This window comes from Psychrobacter sp. P11F6, assembly GCF_001435295.1.
Taxonomy (GTDB): domain Bacteria; phylum Pseudomonadota; class Gammaproteobacteria; order Pseudomonadales; family Moraxellaceae; genus Psychrobacter.
The window spans coordinates 788,994-803,378 of the sequence record NZ_CM003594.1 but is presented as its reverse complement, the minus strand read 5'-3'; the positions used below and the strand labels follow the sequence as shown (position 1 = coordinate 803,378).

The following is a 14,385-nucleotide window of genomic DNA, read 5'->3' as shown; positions in this document are numbered from 1 at the left end:
TTCATTACTGTAGCTTTGATATTAATAATGGCGACAAGCAAAGCGTCGAAAAAACTAAGGGGCTGTCCTAGATAACTAGTTCAGTTCTTATTTAACCCATTGTTTTAGCTGATGTAATTGACGTTTCGGATCACTGTAGTTAAAACGCCACTCACATTCCTTTAAAAATAGATGGAAATGCTCTTTTGGGATGCCATTATATTTACGCATATGTCGCTTGGCTTGGCTCCAAAAGTTCTCTATTCCGTTGATATGGTTTCTGTCTTGTGCAAACTCTTTTGAATGATTGATACGGTAATGGGTGAACTCACTGATATCAAGTGCGTTGTAACTTCTAAAGGAGTCAGTGTAAACAATACTATCAGGCTCTACTTTCTCTCTTATAATAGGGATTAAGGTATCGGCTCTGGCATTAGGGATAATACAAGCGTAGATGCTACCATTACGCTTAAGCAGTCCAAACACAGGCACTTTGTTACCAGCACCGCGACCACGTTTTCCTTTGCGCCTGCCGCCAAAGTAGCTCTCATCAACTTCTATTTCGCCTTCTAGAAGGCCAGGTTCCTGACTATTTTCATAAATCAGTAGTCTTAGCCTGTGAAAGTAATAGCTGGCTGTTGTTTTATTAACACCCACTAAGCTTGATGCTGTTCTTGCGGTAGAACCTGCAACAAATAGTTCGATAAGCTTAGTTTGTTTGTACCAACTTAATCTACTCTTTCTCATATGACTATCCTAGATTATTTTACTTATCTAGGACAGCCCCAAAACTAATAAATACCCGCTTCTACCCCAGCTGCCATTGTCATCGCTAACTCTTCGACTTGCTCAGCAAATACCTCTTGCCAATCGCCTTGTAAAATTAGCGCCTCTTGAATCCATGACCAGCGCAACCCAGTAGTAATCGTCTTAATAGCAAGCTTAGTACCCGTACCATCATGTCCTGCACGAATATATACCGCAAAAGGCATGCCTTGCTTTTTCTCTAACACCGGATAATAACAACGATCAAAGAAGTCTTTGGTCAGCCCTGCCATATACGCCAAATTCTCAGTCGTGCCTAACAATAACGCATCAGCAGCTAGCACATCTTCAGGTTGCGTATCTTGAGGAGATTTAAGTACGACTTTGATATCTATATCAGGGTGATTGGCACCATCGTAGGCCGCTTGTGCTAATTTTTTAGTATTCGGCGATGGCGCATGCGCAACGATCAGTAAGGTTTTGCTAGCCATATCAATCACCCTTATAGAGGTTACTAGTTTTTGGAATTAGTAGTTCTTGAAATTAATAGCTTTTGGAATGAATAGTCACTTTTTGAATGATATCAGGATGGATGCTTTTCGCAACCGGGCAAGTAAGCGCGGTGTTATAGAGTATCTTTTGCGTTTTATCATCTAACTGTTGATTAAAAGTAATTGCAACATGTACTTCACTAACACGTCTTGGGTCAGCCGCCATTATTTTTGTCACCTCGCTCGTAGTACCTGCAATATCGAGATCCATATCACGAGCTTTAATACCGATAATCGTCAGCATACAACTGGCTAAACTCGTCGCCAATAAATCAGTCGGCGAAAATGCTTCGCCTTTGCCGTGATTATCAACTGGTGCATCGGTGATGATTTCATTGTTTGATTGCAAGTGTATGGCAGTGGTACGCAAATCGCCTTGGTAAGTTACTTTTGAGGTTGTCATATTTTCTCCTTTGATATTTATTATTTTTGGATTGTCAGTTTTTTAAAATACTGTAGGTAAAACACTGATCTATATTAAGTAATTTTGGGTTTTTGGTTAAAATATAATGTTATGCGCTTCCAGCTTTCTGAATAATACTTTATGTCTAGCAATTCATTAAGATAAAAAAACTTAAGTTCATTAAAATTATATTGAAATTTTAGCTATAAACCTCCATATGAGTTATTCAAATTCAACTATATTAAGGAACTAACAATGTTAAATAAAATAGCTACAACTCAATACAATGACTGGGTCGGTGGAGCTGCATTTGATGATGCAGATATTAGAACACTTTCAGATTATGTGAAAGATGCTGGATACATTCAGTCTAATGAAGTTATATTCAGCTTTGAAGCAACATATAGCAATACAGCTAGAAATTTTACGGTAAATATTAGCTATACAGATATGAGCTATGATGAGTTTAAAAATTCTGGCACTACTTTGTCTAATGCAAGTTTAGAGTTAACACTGGAAGAGTTTTTCGTCTTATTCAAGCGTGCTAACTTTGCAGTAGCAAAAAAGGGTTTGTAAACACAAGAATATTCTTTAGGTTTAAAAACTCATACTATCTAAGAACTCAACCATTATAATGGTAAGTGGTTAGTTATATAACGTTTGCGACTAGGACATAAAGTAAGAAATGTCCTTTTTTGCATTTTTTATCGTTCTTTTCTTACATTATAGATTGTCTCAGCCATAATTTGGGTAGTGGTTTGTTTATCATCACTAGTTCTATATCTCGTATTGGGTTTATAGTCACCATTTTTATACATTTCCCATTCAGCCATCAGTAGCTTCTCTTCAAAATGATTTAAATTAAGATTAAGCCACATTGAGAGCTGTTGAAAATTATGAGCAATTTTTTCACCTTTTTGTTCTTTTAAAAAAGATTCTAACTGTATAGGATATTTACGTTTTTCTGCCGCCATAATAGCCGTTCGCGCTGTCATTAATAATTGCTGACCAGTGAATTGCATTGAGAAATCCATAATTTCGTGACGGAGACCGTATTCAATTCTCAATCTCTTAGAGTGTGACCAATACCTATCTTCTAAAAGTAAGAGTCGTTTATAATATGTCTTTAAAATTTCAGTTTCAATTAGTCCCTTGGTATCAATTTTCAATTCATCAAAGGTTTTAAGTTTTACATTAGTATTATTAGCTGCCTCAAAAGCGCCACTCTGAAATCCTGCTACAGATATAATAAACCCGCGGTCTGCACCTATATCATCTACAATTGATCTTAGTGTCAATACTTGAGCCTTAGTTACTTTGCTTTTCCAATATTTTGCTTCAACAATCCAAGTGATATTTTCACCCAAAAATCTAGTTTTGACAAATATATCTATATCATGGCAAGTTCGCACACCTTGAATTCTAACGTTAGTTTCTGCATCAGCTCCTAGCGAATTAAAATGTTCTTTAATATTTTCTTGGAACTCATACCAGCTTGGTTCTCTATCCATAGATGTCCTTACGCTTAATCATGTGAAACTAACAGTTTACTATCCTAGCAATATAGCAATAAAATCTTCATCATGCATTCTTTCAAACTATAGATAATGTACTATCTAGAGACATTTAACATTAAATTTAAGCCGCACGCAAAGAAAACCCCCTTCTGCATAAGCAGAAGGGGGTTTTACTTTGAATAGAGAGCTGACGATGACCTACTCTCACATGGGCGAACCCACACTACCATTGGCGCAATGATGTTTCACTTCTGAGTTCGGGAAGGGATCAGGTGGTGCCATCATGCTATTGTCGTCAGCAAAGGGGGTTAGATATGAGTCTGTTATTTTTATTGTTTGACTATAAGTGTTTAGTTTATGGTCGATCAACTTGTAACCTAACTGAATCAAGGTTAAAGGTGATATCGAAATATTCTTTCTTTTATTCTATAAGCTTTCGCTTATACAAGATAGATTAATTAGAGCTTTCATACAAACCACTTGGGTGTTGTATGGTCAAGCCAAACGAGCAATTAGTACAGGTTAGCTACATGCATCGCTGCACTTCCACACCCTGCCTATCAACGTCGTAGTCTTCAACGGCTCTTTAGGGAAATCTAATCTTGAGGTGGGCTTCCCGCTTAGATGCTTTCAGCGGTTATCCCATCCGAACGTAGCTACCGGGCAATGCCACTGGCGTGACAACCCGAACACCAGAGGTTCGTCCACTCTGGTCCTCTCGTACTAGGAGCAGATCCTCTCAAATTTCCAACGCCCACGGTAGATAGGGACCGAACTGTCTCACGACGTTCTAAACCCAGCTCGCGTACCTCTTTAAATGGCGAACAGCCATACCCTTAGGACCTGCTTCAGCCCTAGGATGAGATGAGCCGACATCGAGGTGCCAAACACCGCCGTCGATATGAACTCTTGGGCGGTATCAGCCTGTTATCCCCAGAGTACCTTTTATCCGTTGAGCGATGGCCCTTCCATACAGAACCACCGGATCACTAAGACCTACTTTCGTACCTGCTCGACTTGTGGGTCTCGCAGTTAAGCGCGCTTTTGCCTTTATACTCTACGACCGATTTCCGACCGGTCTGAGCGCACCTTCGTACTCCTCCGTTACTCTTTAGGAGGAGACCGCCCCAGTCAAACTACCCACCATACATTGTCCTCGGTATTGTTATACCTGAGTTAGAACCCCAACATGACCAGGGTGGTATTTCAAGATTGGCTCCACCGAGACTAGCGTCTCGGCTTCAAAGCCTCCCACCTATCCTGCACAAGTCAGGTCAAAGTTCAATGTAAAGCTGTAGTAAAGGTTCACGGGGTCTTTCCGTCTAGCCGCGGGTACACAGCATCTTCACTGCGATTTCGATTTCACTGAGTCTCTGCTGGAGACAGCGCTGCCATCATTATGTCATTCGTGCAGGTCGGAACTTACCCGACAAGGAATTTCGCTACCTTAGGACCGTTATAGTTACGGCCGCCGTTTACTGGGGCTTCGATCAAGAGCTTCGCTTACGCTAACCCCATCAATTAACCTTCCAGCACCGGGCAGACATCACACCCTATACGTCCACTTTCGTGTTTGCAGAGTGCTGTGTTTTTAATAAACAGTTGCAGCAGCCTGGTATCTGCGACTGCCAACAGCTCAAGGAGCGTGTCCTATCACCATCAGCAGCGTACCTTCTCCCGAAGTTACGGTACCATTTTGCCTAGTTCCTTCAGCAGAGTTCTCTCAAGCGCCTTGGTATTCTCTACCTGATCACCTGTGTCGGTTTAGGGTACGATTCGTTTATAACTATTGCTTAGAAGCTTTTCCTGGAAGCATGGTATTTGCCACTTCACTGTACAAGTACAGCTTGCTATCAGATCTCAGCCATGTAACAACCCGGATTTACCTAAGTTGTAAGCCTACATCCTTTCACCTGGACAACCAACGCCAGGCTGACATAACCTTCTCCGTCCCTCCATCGCATTATAAACAAGTATCGGAATATTAACCGATTTCCCATCGACTACGCCTTTCGGCCTCGCCTTAGGGGTCGACTCACCCAGCCCCGATTAACGTTGGACTGGAACCCTTGATCTTCCGGCGTGCGAGCTTTTCACTCGCATTATCGTTACTCACGTCAGCATTCGCTCTTGTGATACCTCCAGCATGCCTTACGACACACCTTCACAGGCTTACACAACGCTCCCCTACCACTTGAAAACAAATTCAAATCCGCAGCTTCGGCTCCTAGTTTGAGCCCCGTTACATCTTCCGCGCGGGCCGACTCGACTAGTGAGCTATTACGCTTTCTTTAAAGGATGGCTGCTTCTAAGCCAACCTCCTAGCTGTCTATGCCTTCCCACCTCGTTTCCCACTTAACTAGGAATTTGGGGCCTTAGCTGGCGGTCTGGGTTGTTTCCCTCTCCACAATGGACGTTAGCACCCACTGTGTGTCTCCCGGATATCACTCATCGGTATTCGGAGTTTGCATCGGTTTGGTAAGTCGGTATGACCCCCTAGCCGAAACAGTGCTCTACCCCCAATGGTGTTCGTCCGAGGCGCTACCTAAATAGCTTTCGGGGAGAACCAGCTATCACCGAGTTTGATTAGCCTTTCACCCCTATCCACAAGTCATCCCCTGGCTTTTCAACGACAGTGGGTTCGGTCCTCCGGTGCCTGTTACGGCACTTTCAACCTGCTCATGGATAGATCACTCGGTTTCGGGTCTATACCCTGCAACTAAACGCCCTATTAAGACTCGGTTTCCCTACGGCTCCCCTAAACGGTTAACCTTGCTACAGAATATAAGTCGCTGACCCATTATACAAAAGGTACGCGGTCACCCTAATAAATTAAGGCTCCCACTGCTTGTACGCACACGGTTTCAGGTTCTATTTCACTCCCCTCACAGGGGTTCTTTTCGCCTTTCCCTCACGGTACTGGTTCACTATCGGTCAGTCAGGAGTATTTAGCCTTGGAGGATGGTCCCCCCATCTTCAAACAGGATTTCTCGTGCCCCGCTCTACTTAATATGTTAACGCTAATGTTTCGAATACAGGACTATCACCTACTACGGTCAGCTTTCCCACGCTGTTCTTCTACATTAGCATTAATCGGCTTCTCCCCGTTCGCTCGCCGCTACTAGGGGAATCTCATTTGATGTCTATTCCTAAGGGTACTGAGATGTTTCACTTCCCCTCGTTCGCTTCTTGTACAAGTACAAGATACCTACCTTATGGTAGGTGGGTTTCCCCATTCAGAAATCTCCGGATCACAGGATATTGCCGCCTCCCCGAAGCTTATCGCAGGCTGTCACGTCTTTCATCGCCTCTGACTGCCAAGGCATCCACCATGTGCGCTTCATTACTTGACCATACAACCCCAAGTAGTCTAACTTATAAATAAGTGTTGACTTCAAAGTGTCATAAGATCTAATTATGATAACGATATCACCTATGTTTATACGCTTGATTCAGTTCTCTTTACTTTTTTAATCACTCACCCCTGGGATAACAACTGATGTCGTTAAGAGGTGAGTGATTAAGGTTAAGAGGTGCGCGTGAACACGCTCCTCCTAACCCAGACTCATATCTATGTTTTTAAATAGTCTCTATGCTCTCGTCGAGTCACAGATTTCCGTATAAAACAGAAAGAAGTAATCGTGTCTTTATTCAAAGATAAATCACTTGTTTCTATTTATACTATTAGCACTTAAAGCTTATTCGTCTATAGTGGTGGAGCCAAACGGAGTCGAACCGTTGACCTCCTGCGTGCAAGGCAGGCGCTCTACCAACTGAGCTATGGCCCCATTATAAAATGGTGGGTCTAAGTGGACTTGAACCACTGACCCCCGCGTTATCAACACGGTGCTCTAACCAGCTGAGCTACAGACCCAATTACGCTTGTTAAAACGTAAGCTTAAACTAAAGAACAACTTGTTGTGAATTCTTGCTGACCGAATGCCATCTATAAGGAGGTGATCCAGCCGCAGGTTCCCCTACGGCTACCTTGTTACGACTTCACCCCAGTCATCAACCACACCGTGGTGAACGCTCCCCCGAAGGTTAAGCTATCCACTTCTGGTGCAATCAACTCCCATGGTGTGACGGGCGGTGTGTACAAGGCCCGGGAACGTATTCACCGCGGCATTCTGATCCGCGATTACTAGCGATTCCTACTTCATGGAGTCGAGTTGCAGACTCCAATCTGGACTACGATAGGCTTTTTGAGATTCGCATCACATCGCTGTGTAGCTGCCCTCTGTACCTACCATTGTAGCACGTGTGTAGCCCTGGTCGTAAGGGCCATGATGACTTGACGTCGTCCCCGCCTTCCTCCAGTTTGTCACTGGCAGTATCCTTAGAGTTCCCGGCTTAACCCGCTGGTAACTAAGGACAAGGGTTGCGCTCGTTGCGGGACTTAACCCAACATCTCACGACACGAGCTGACGACAGCCATGCAGCACCTGTATTCTAATTCCCGAAGGCACTCCCGCATCTCTGCAGGATTCTAGATATGTCAAGACCAGGTAAGGTTCTTCGCGTTGCATCGAATTAAACCACATGCTCCACCGCTTGTGCGGGCCCCCGTCAATTCATTTGAGTTTTAACCTTGCGGCCGTACTCCCCAGGCGGTCTACTTATTGCGTTAGCTGCGTCACTAAGTCCTCAAGGGACCCAACGACTAGTAGACATCGTTTACGGCGTGGACTACCAGGGTATCTAATCCTGTTTGCTACCCACGCTTTCGAGCCTCAGTGTCAGTATTATGCCAGAAGGCTGCCTTCGCCATCGGTATTCCTCCAGATCTCTACGCATTTCACCGCTACACCTGGAATTCTACCTTCCTCTCACATACTCTAGCTCTACAGTTTCAGATGCAGTTCCCAGGTTAAGCCCGGGGATTTCACATCTGACTTATAGAGCCACCTACGCTCCCTTTACGCCCAGTAATTCCGATTAACGCTTGCACCCTCTGTATTACCGCGGCTGCTGGCACAGAGTTAGCCGGTGCTTATTCTGCAGCTAATGTCATCGTCCATGGGTATTAACCATGGAGTCTTCTTCACTGCTTAAAGTGCTTTACAACCAAAAGGCCTTCTTCACACACGCGGCATGGCTGGATCAGGGTTTCCCCCATTGTCCAATATTCCCCACTGCTGCCTCCCGTAGGAGTCCGGGCCGTGTCTCAGTCCCGGTGTGGCTGATCATCCTCTCAGACCAGCTACAGATCGTCGCCATGGTAGGCCTTTACCCCACCATCTAGCTAATCCGACTTAGGCTCATCTAATAGCGAGAGCAGTAAACTGCCCCCTTTCTCCCGTAGGTCGTATGCGGTATTAATACGAGTTTCCCCGTGCTATCCCCCACTACTAGGTAGATTCCTAAGTATTACTCACCCGTCCGCCGCTCGTCAGCGAGAAGCAAGCTTCTCCTGTTACCGCTCGACTTGCATGTGTTAAGCCTGCCGCCAGCGTTCAATCTGAGCCATGATCAAACTCTTCAGTTTAATCTTGCTATGAAGCTCTTTAAAGAAGCTTCTAAACTTGGCTCATCTAATCTGGCAAAATCGCTAAAAATTATGTTCGTAATGAATTAACTTTGAGTTTTTCTGCTGTCTTAAATGATAATTTTTATAGTTAGAATGAACTCCGAAAAGGAGTTAAAACCAACTTTATTTTTTAGCATTCTGAATCAGCAAAAATCCACACAAGTTGTTCTTTAGTTATGCTTTTAAATAGTGCTCAATCACTGTCGTCCAGTAACTGATATATAGGGTAATTCTCTTGCTGTTTAGTCTCAAACCCTTTCAGGTCAAGCTATCTAGCGAGCCGACTATCTTATCATAATGATTTGATTTGTCAAGCTTTTTTATGTTTTGTCTTAGCTTGGTAATCTAAGTAATAAGTTGGTTAACTTACTGCTTAGCTTCCTTTGCTGTGGGGCGTATTATATAGAGTTTGAATCTTTAGTCAAGGGCTATTTTAGCTTAATTCAAATAAACTTGGTGATTAGACTAAATTGGCAGAATGGCGACGCTACTTTTGCTTTAACTATGTAGTAGTGTATGTTTATTTGCGCTGGGCTGAGGTAAGCTCGTAAATAAGAGTACTTATTTCATCTCAATTACAGTAGGTTTCTTTAACGAGCCGTTATCAATGATCATTAGCTAAAAAATGAGTTGGTCCTTCTTTATTTTATCGTGATGAATACACTGATAGCCGGTTTGATATATAAAGCGTATAAAAAAAAGGAACTTACCCTACGGTAAATTCCTTAATATGACACGAACAGTCAATTCTAAAAATTTGCTTTTGCTTTAATCGTCGTAACAATACCCGATAATGCATAGATAATACCAATGGCTAAAATACCGACAGGTATGTCATAGAGCACAATACTCATGACCAACACACCGATTATTAGAACCACAAAAGGTACTTTCTTTTTATCAAACTCTTTAAAGCTATAGTATTTGACGTTACTAACCATCAGTAAACCACAAATCACCACCCAAGCGGCGAATAAGAACATGACCGCCGTATCGTACTGACCAATCCATTCATTATGGTCGACAGCGACCATAACCGCTGCCGTTACTAATATAGCAGCAAGTGGACTGGCCAAACCGACAAAGTATTTTTTATCAACAATACCGACCTGAACGTTAAAACGTGCCAGACGGAAGGCAGCACAGGCAGTAAAGACAAACGCACAGCCCAAGCCAATGCGACCTAACGGCTGCAACGCAAAACTATAAACTAAGATTGCTGGTGCAACACCAAAAGCCAGCATATCGGCAAGCGAATCATATTGCTCACCAAACGGGCTTTGCGCATTAAGCATACGCGCCACTCGCCCATCAGCACCGTCGAGAATAGCGGACAAAAAGATGGCTAAAGAAGCTTTGTAGAACTCGCCTTGCGTACTGGCCAAAATCGAGTAAAAGCCAGATAGCAGTGACAAGGTTGTAATTAGGTTTGGCGCTAGATAGACACCGCGACTGACTACTCGCTGCCCTTCAGCAACTTCTGCTTCAATCACTTCAAAGGTCAAGCCATCATAACTCTCATTATCCGCTAAGCGAATATTGAAATCATGCTCATCGACAAAGGGCGGCTGGGCGGCTGCGCTGTCTTGTAACATTCCATCATTTAGAGGCGGATGATTTGATTCGTCTTTAGGTGATTGCACGTTAGTCATCTCAATATCCTTATTTGCCGGCATAGTTATTCACTAACATGGTTATTCGCCGACTAGCCAGCGTACATTGGTTGCGCTATCAGGCGTTAAGTCTGGAGCATCAGCCACTTTTAATGCAGGCTGTAAGAAGCGTAATATCTCACGTGCATGATTATCAAATTGCCAAGGTGGATTGATGACCAGTAAACCTGTACCGTTAAGACCAACCGCCACATCATTTGGATAAATATTCAACTCACAAACCAACTGGCGGCGCATTTCAGTACGCTTCAGTTTTTTGTAAAACAATTCAACGGCTTCAACGTTCTTAATAGGGAACCAAAGCGCGTAAGTGCCTTGTGGCCATTTATTATAAGCAGCAACGAGTAGATTTATAAGGCGTGTAAAATCTTTGTGCTCTTGCTCATAAGGCGGATCAAGAAAAATCAGACCGCGCTTTTCTTTTGGTGGAATAACGGCGGTAATACCTTCAAAGGCATCACGATGCTGTATACCGATGGGTAACTTGTGCAACTGATAATTTAGCGCATCATATTCGCTAGCTTTGGCTTCAAAAGCTTCACCGCGCACGCCCGCATCTGGATTTTTCTCGATATGATGGGCAACCCACCAAGGAGAACCAGGATAGACTTTATTGTCATAAGTGAAACGGGCTTGCTTAATGCCTTCCATATAATCTTTGACAGCAGCGGGTGCCTTGTCGGTATTGGCATTTAGTAACGCTTGGATACCACCTTTGGCCTCACCTGTCTTGCGCGCTTCTTCACTGCTCAGTGAATACAGTCCGCGACCACCATAAGCATCAAGCACATAAAAAGGTTTGTTTTTTTGTCCCAATTGATTAAGGAGTTGTACCAATAAAATGTGTTTAACCACATCAGCAAAGTTACCAGCGTGGTAGGCGTGTTTATAGTTCATAATCTCAAAAGTTTAAATAAGAAAAATTACATCTATGGTAGCATAGGCAGAGTAAAAGATAACGATGGTTTTGGTAAAAAGGCATTGATTGGCTATGTATTGCTAGCTAACTGACCATAGTGAGACGAAATGACAGAGATTATTAGCAATCTTGATGTGACAAAGTTGGTGATTGATCATCCAATAGGAGAAGATAATCCACCATTATTATTTCCTCATAGCGACGACCCAAGCCAAAAACCACTGACTCAGCGCCTATTACAACAGTCTGATTTCGATATCAGTTGGCAAGACAAGCTGACTGATACACAACTGGATATATTCGTTGATGATGGTTGGATCATTATTGATGAGGTCTTTGAAACAAAAGCGCTGTTAGCCTTGCAAGCAGAGAGTGGTTTTATTGACTATCGTGATGCAGAGCTGACGGCTGGTATTCGTGTCAGTGATATTCGCGGTGATCGCATCCGCTGGATTACGGAAAATTTCTTTGCTGGGTTTTATTATTTGCAAAGTATCAATGCGCTTGCTAGCTTATTTAATCGCAGTTTATTTGCTGGTATTCGTCACAGTGAAGCGCATTATGTTTGCTATCCGGTGGGGTTTGGCTACCAATGGCATAGTGACAATCCAGCTGGGCGTGATGAACGCGTTATCTCTGCGGTGTTTTATCTCAATGATGAATGGGAACCAACTGACGGCGGCGCACTAGAAATCATTGATAAACATGGCGTTCATCATAACGTCATGCCTGTCGCCAATAGATTGGTGATATTTGACAGTGACCTAAAACATCAAGTGCAAATTGCCCAGCGGCAGCGTTATTCTATCGCCACTTGGATGCGCCGCGATGGTTTAGTCCCCTTTGTTGAAGACAATATTTAAAACGCATTAGCAAGTAACAAGCAACGACTGATTTTATCGTGGCTGCCAATTTTAAAAAATTATCATCTTAATTTATAATAAAAAGGTTTATTCATGTCGGACTTTAATAAACAAACCATTCATCAACAACAAAACCGTCAGCAGCAAACGCTAGATTTAAGTATTGCGCTACTTGAACGTCCCTCCGTCACCCCAGATGATGATGGCTGTCAAGACATCTTGTCAAAACGATTATCACAAGCTGGATTTGACTGCGAATTTATGTATTTTGGCGATAGAGATCAAAGCGGCGAACATGCAGAAGTCAAAAATCTATGGGCACGCCGTGGCACCACTGATCCAGTTATTTGTTTTGCTGGTCATACCGACGTCGTGCCTACGGGTGATGAAAAAAATTGGACGTATCCGCCATTTACCCCGACCATCGCTGATGGTTACCTATGGGCTCGCGGTGCGGCTGACATGAAAACGGGGATTGCGGCTTTTACCGTCGCTGCCGAGCGTTTCGTCGCTAATTATCCTGAGCACAATGGTTCGATTGCTTTTTTAATCACCTCAGATGAAGAAGGCCCGTCAATCAATGGTACAGTCAAAGTCATTGAAACCTTGGAAGGGCGTCAAGAAAAGATCACCTATTGCTTGGTTGGCGAACCATCAAGTACCGATACGCTAGGCGATATCATTAAAAATGGTCGTCGTGGCTCATTGGGTGCAGAGCTTACCGTTACTGGTAAGCAAGGTCATGTGGCTTATCCTCATTTAGCTTGCAACCCTATTCATGCAACGATGATAGCTTTGGCAGAACTGACTGCCGCTACTTGGGATAGTGGCAATGACTACTTCCCTGCGACTTCACTGCAAATCTCTAATATCAATAGCGGTACAGGTGCCACCAACGTCATTCCTGAGACGTTAAAAGTTATCTTCAATTTCCGCTTTTCTACGGAAACGACTGAAGATGAGCTAAAAGCAAAAACGCACGCTATCTTTGACAAATACTTTACTAATAGTAAGGCCAGTTATGATATCCATTGGAAATTATCTGGTCAGCCGTTTTTGACTCCTGAAGGTAAGTTGGTTTCTGCCTGTCAAAAAGCCATCAAAAAGGTAACCGATACTGACACGACACTATCTACATCAGGTGGTACTTCTGATGGACGCTTTATTGCACCAACGGGTGCACAAGTCGTTGAACTTGGCGTAAGAAATGCGACCATCCATCAAGTTGACGAAAAGGTAGAAGTCGATGACCTAGGCAAGCTTGCGCAGATTTATGAAGGGATTTTAGAGAACTTACTACTAAATTAATCATTCGTTGAAGTAAGCAAAAAAAAGCGCCAAATCTTAATTAGATTTGGCGCTTTTTTTTGTTTTGACTGATTTATTCAATACTAATTTTACTCAATACCAATATAGAGATCAACTTGACCATACTCTAGATTACCACCGATATAATGCTCAAAATCGACATCAAAAGTTCGGGTATGTTCACAGCTGCGATCATTAAAATAGGTCCAAGCCTTTTCCCAAGCATTCATCACCGTGTATGGCATTCTACCCTGCTCAGAGAATACTATATACTTTCCTGCAGGAATATCTACTGTTACTAGGTTTGCAGCCTTAGACATATTTTCACTGTCTGATGGCTCTTGCTCACTGGCTACTTTCCAACTGGCAACCACGTCAAAAGCGCCGACCAAATCATCGCTCTCATAGTTATGATAGACACCATAAATGTCTTCGCCTTTAGGCAGATCACTGGCATGGTTTTGGTAAAACTTTTGCCATAAACGACCCAGTTTCGCCGTGTCTTCGCTAATCTCAGCGTTATTGGTCGTACGAACGCTAATACCTTGACAAGTTATTGCTTCAGGCAACTCTTTAATTTGTGACGTCATGATCTGTAAGTCCTATATATTTATTCAGTTTTCTATTTGAGATGGTATTAAAAATAGCGCTTCAGGATATAAATCTAATCTGCTTCATCAATCCAATTCATCTGAATGGCTTCCAAGATACCTTCGTTTGATTTTTGTGGATCATCATCAAAACCTTCAAGCTCAGTCACCCAGCGATGTAAATCAGTAAAACGGATGTACTGCGGATCGGTCTCTGGAAACTTCTCATACAGCTCAATAGCGATATCTAAGCTGTCTGTCCATTTTAATTTTTGCGGGGTCATGAT

General features: G+C 43.1%; 11 protein-coding genes, 2 tRNA genes and 3 rRNA genes. 3 read left to right on the top strand and 13 right to left on the bottom strand.

The genetic code is table 11. The features are described 5' to 3' along the window. Window positions 1-87 precede the first annotated feature (87 nt). The 3 genes from AK822_RS03430 to AK822_RS03420 are packed head-to-tail and all read right to left on the bottom strand — an operon-like array spanning window position 88 to window position 1,698. Window positions 88-726, bottom strand: a complete 639-nt coding sequence (locus AK822_RS03430; RefSeq protein ID WP_060490559.1) for an IS1595 family transposase — start codon at window positions 724-726, stop codon at window positions 88-90. 44 nt (window positions 727-770) lie between these two features. Further along, window positions 771-1,235 carry a flavodoxin family protein gene (locus AK822_RS03425; RefSeq protein ID WP_060490558.1) on the bottom strand — a complete coding sequence of 155 codons (465 nt, stop codon included), beginning with the start codon at window positions 1,233-1,235 and terminating at the stop codon, window positions 771-773. A gap of 52 nt (window positions 1,236-1,287) precedes the next feature. After that, window positions 1,288-1,698 (bottom strand): OsmC family protein, encoded by a 411-nt coding sequence (locus AK822_RS03420; RefSeq protein WP_060490557.1) that lies wholly within the window; start codon window positions 1,696-1,698, stop codon window positions 1,288-1,290. A 255-nt stretch (window positions 1,699-1,953) separates the two neighbouring features. On the opposite strand from AK822_RS03420, the gene AK822_RS03415 reads away from it, so the two are divergent. After that, window positions 1,954-2,274 (top strand): hypothetical protein, encoded by a 321-nt coding sequence (locus AK822_RS03415; protein ID WP_045451621.1) that lies wholly within the window; start codon window positions 1,954-1,956, stop codon window positions 2,272-2,274. Window positions 2,275-2,402: 128 nt separating this feature from the next. On the opposite strand, the gene AK822_RS03410 is transcribed toward AK822_RS03415, so the two are convergent. The 8 genes from AK822_RS03410 to AK822_RS03375 all read right to left on the bottom strand — a co-directional run bounded on the left by AK822_RS03410 (window position 2,403) and on the right by AK822_RS03375 (window position 11,315). Beyond that, the gene (locus AK822_RS03410) at window positions 2,403-3,209 is read right to left on the bottom strand and encodes a restriction endonuclease (protein WP_060490556.1); all 807 of its coding nucleotides are present in this window, start codon (window positions 3,207-3,209) and stop codon (window positions 2,403-2,405) included. A gap of 191 nt (window positions 3,210-3,400) precedes the next feature. Next, window positions 3,401-3,515: ribosomal RNA gene (gene rrf / locus AK822_RS03405) — 5S ribosomal RNA — on the bottom strand. A gap of 191 nt (window positions 3,516-3,706) precedes the next feature. Then, window positions 3,707-6,568, bottom strand: a 23S ribosomal RNA gene (locus AK822_RS03400). A gap of 359 nt (window positions 6,569-6,927) precedes the next feature. Next, window positions 6,928-7,003: transfer RNA gene (locus tag AK822_RS03395), tRNA-Ala, on the bottom strand. 9 nt (window positions 7,004-7,012) lie between these two features. Further along, window positions 7,013-7,089 (bottom strand) — tRNA-Ile (locus AK822_RS03390). A 75-nt stretch (window positions 7,090-7,164) separates the two neighbouring features. After that, a 16S ribosomal RNA gene (locus AK822_RS03385) occupies window positions 7,165-8,703 on the bottom strand. The 16S, 23S and 5S rRNA genes sit together here with 2 tRNA genes alongside, the layout of an rRNA operon. A 791-nt stretch (window positions 8,704-9,494) precedes the next feature. Further along, window positions 9,495-10,397, bottom strand: coding sequence for a CDP-diacylglycerol--serine O-phosphatidyltransferase (gene pssA, locus AK822_RS03380; RefSeq protein ID WP_060490555.1), 903 nt, complete (start codon window positions 10,395-10,397; stop codon window positions 9,495-9,497). 42 nt (window positions 10,398-10,439) lie between these two features. Then, window positions 10,440-11,315 (bottom strand): 23S rRNA (adenine(2030)-N(6))-methyltransferase RlmJ, encoded by an 876-nt coding sequence (locus AK822_RS03375; RefSeq protein ID WP_045446718.1) that lies wholly within the window; start codon window positions 11,313-11,315, stop codon window positions 10,440-10,442. Between the two features lie 129 nt (window positions 11,316-11,444). Here AK822_RS03375 and AK822_RS03370 point away from each other — a divergent pair, with 129 nt between their 5' ends. Further along, entirely contained in the window at window positions 11,445-12,200 is a 756-nt protein-coding gene (locus AK822_RS03370; RefSeq protein ID WP_060490554.1) for a 2OG-Fe(II) oxygenase, read from the top strand. A gap of 93 nt (window positions 12,201-12,293) precedes the next feature. After that, window positions 12,294-13,508, top strand: coding sequence for a succinyl-diaminopimelate desuccinylase (gene dapE, locus AK822_RS03365; protein ID WP_060490553.1), 1,215 nt, complete (start codon window positions 12,294-12,296; stop codon window positions 13,506-13,508). A gap of 89 nt (window positions 13,509-13,597) precedes the next feature. Here dapE and AK822_RS03360 read toward each other — a convergent pair whose 3' ends face one another. Together AK822_RS03360 and iscX are read right to left on the bottom strand one after the other, a co-directional pair. Then, window positions 13,598-14,098, bottom strand: a complete 501-nt coding sequence (locus AK822_RS03360) for a GyrI-like domain-containing protein (protein ID WP_060490552.1) — start codon at window positions 14,096-14,098, stop codon at window positions 13,598-13,600. Between the two features lie 74 nt (window positions 14,099-14,172). Beyond that, a complete protein-coding gene (iscX, locus tag AK822_RS03355; RefSeq protein WP_021812734.1) occupies window positions 14,173-14,382 on the bottom strand; it encodes a Fe-S cluster assembly protein IscX in 210 nt (69 codons plus the stop codon). Window positions 14,383-14,385 lie beyond the last annotated feature (3 nt).

Excerpts from the sequence above, each read along its gene's own strand:
- AK822_RS03430 (WP_060490559.1), bottom strand. The coding sequence starts at position 726 with ATGAGAAAGAGTAGATTAAGTTGGTACAAACAAACTAAGCTTATCGAA.
- AK822_RS03425 (WP_060490558.1), bottom strand. The coding sequence starts at position 1,235 with ATGGCTAGCAAAACCTTACTGATCGTTGCGCATGCGCCATCGCCGAAT.
- AK822_RS03420 (WP_060490557.1), bottom strand. The coding sequence starts at position 1,698 with ATGACAACCTCAAAAGTAACTTACCAAGGCGATTTGCGTACCACTGCC.
- AK822_RS03415 (WP_045451621.1), top strand. The coding sequence starts at position 1,954 with ATGTTAAATAAAATAGCTACAACTCAATACAATGACTGGGTCGGTGGA.
- AK822_RS03410 (WP_060490556.1), bottom strand. The coding sequence starts at position 3,209 with ATGGATAGAGAACCAAGCTGGTATGAGTTCCAAGAAAATATTAAAGAA.
- pssA (WP_060490555.1), bottom strand. The coding sequence starts at position 10,397 with ATGACTAACGTGCAATCACCTAAAGACGAATCAAATCATCCGCCTCTA.
- AK822_RS03375 (WP_045446718.1), bottom strand. The coding sequence starts at position 11,315 with ATGAACTATAAACACGCCTACCACGCTGGTAACTTTGCTGATGTGGTT.
- AK822_RS03370 (WP_060490554.1), top strand. The coding sequence starts at position 11,445 with ATGACAGAGATTATTAGCAATCTTGATGTGACAAAGTTGGTGATTGAT.
- dapE (WP_060490553.1), top strand. The coding sequence starts at position 12,294 with ATGTCGGACTTTAATAAACAAACCATTCATCAACAACAAAACCGTCAG.
- AK822_RS03360 (WP_060490552.1), bottom strand. The coding sequence starts at position 14,098 with ATGACGTCACAAATTAAAGAGTTGCCTGAAGCAATAACTTGTCAAGGT.
- iscX (WP_021812734.1), bottom strand. The coding sequence starts at position 14,382 with ATGACCCCGCAAAAATTAAAATGGACAGACAGCTTAGATATCGCTATT.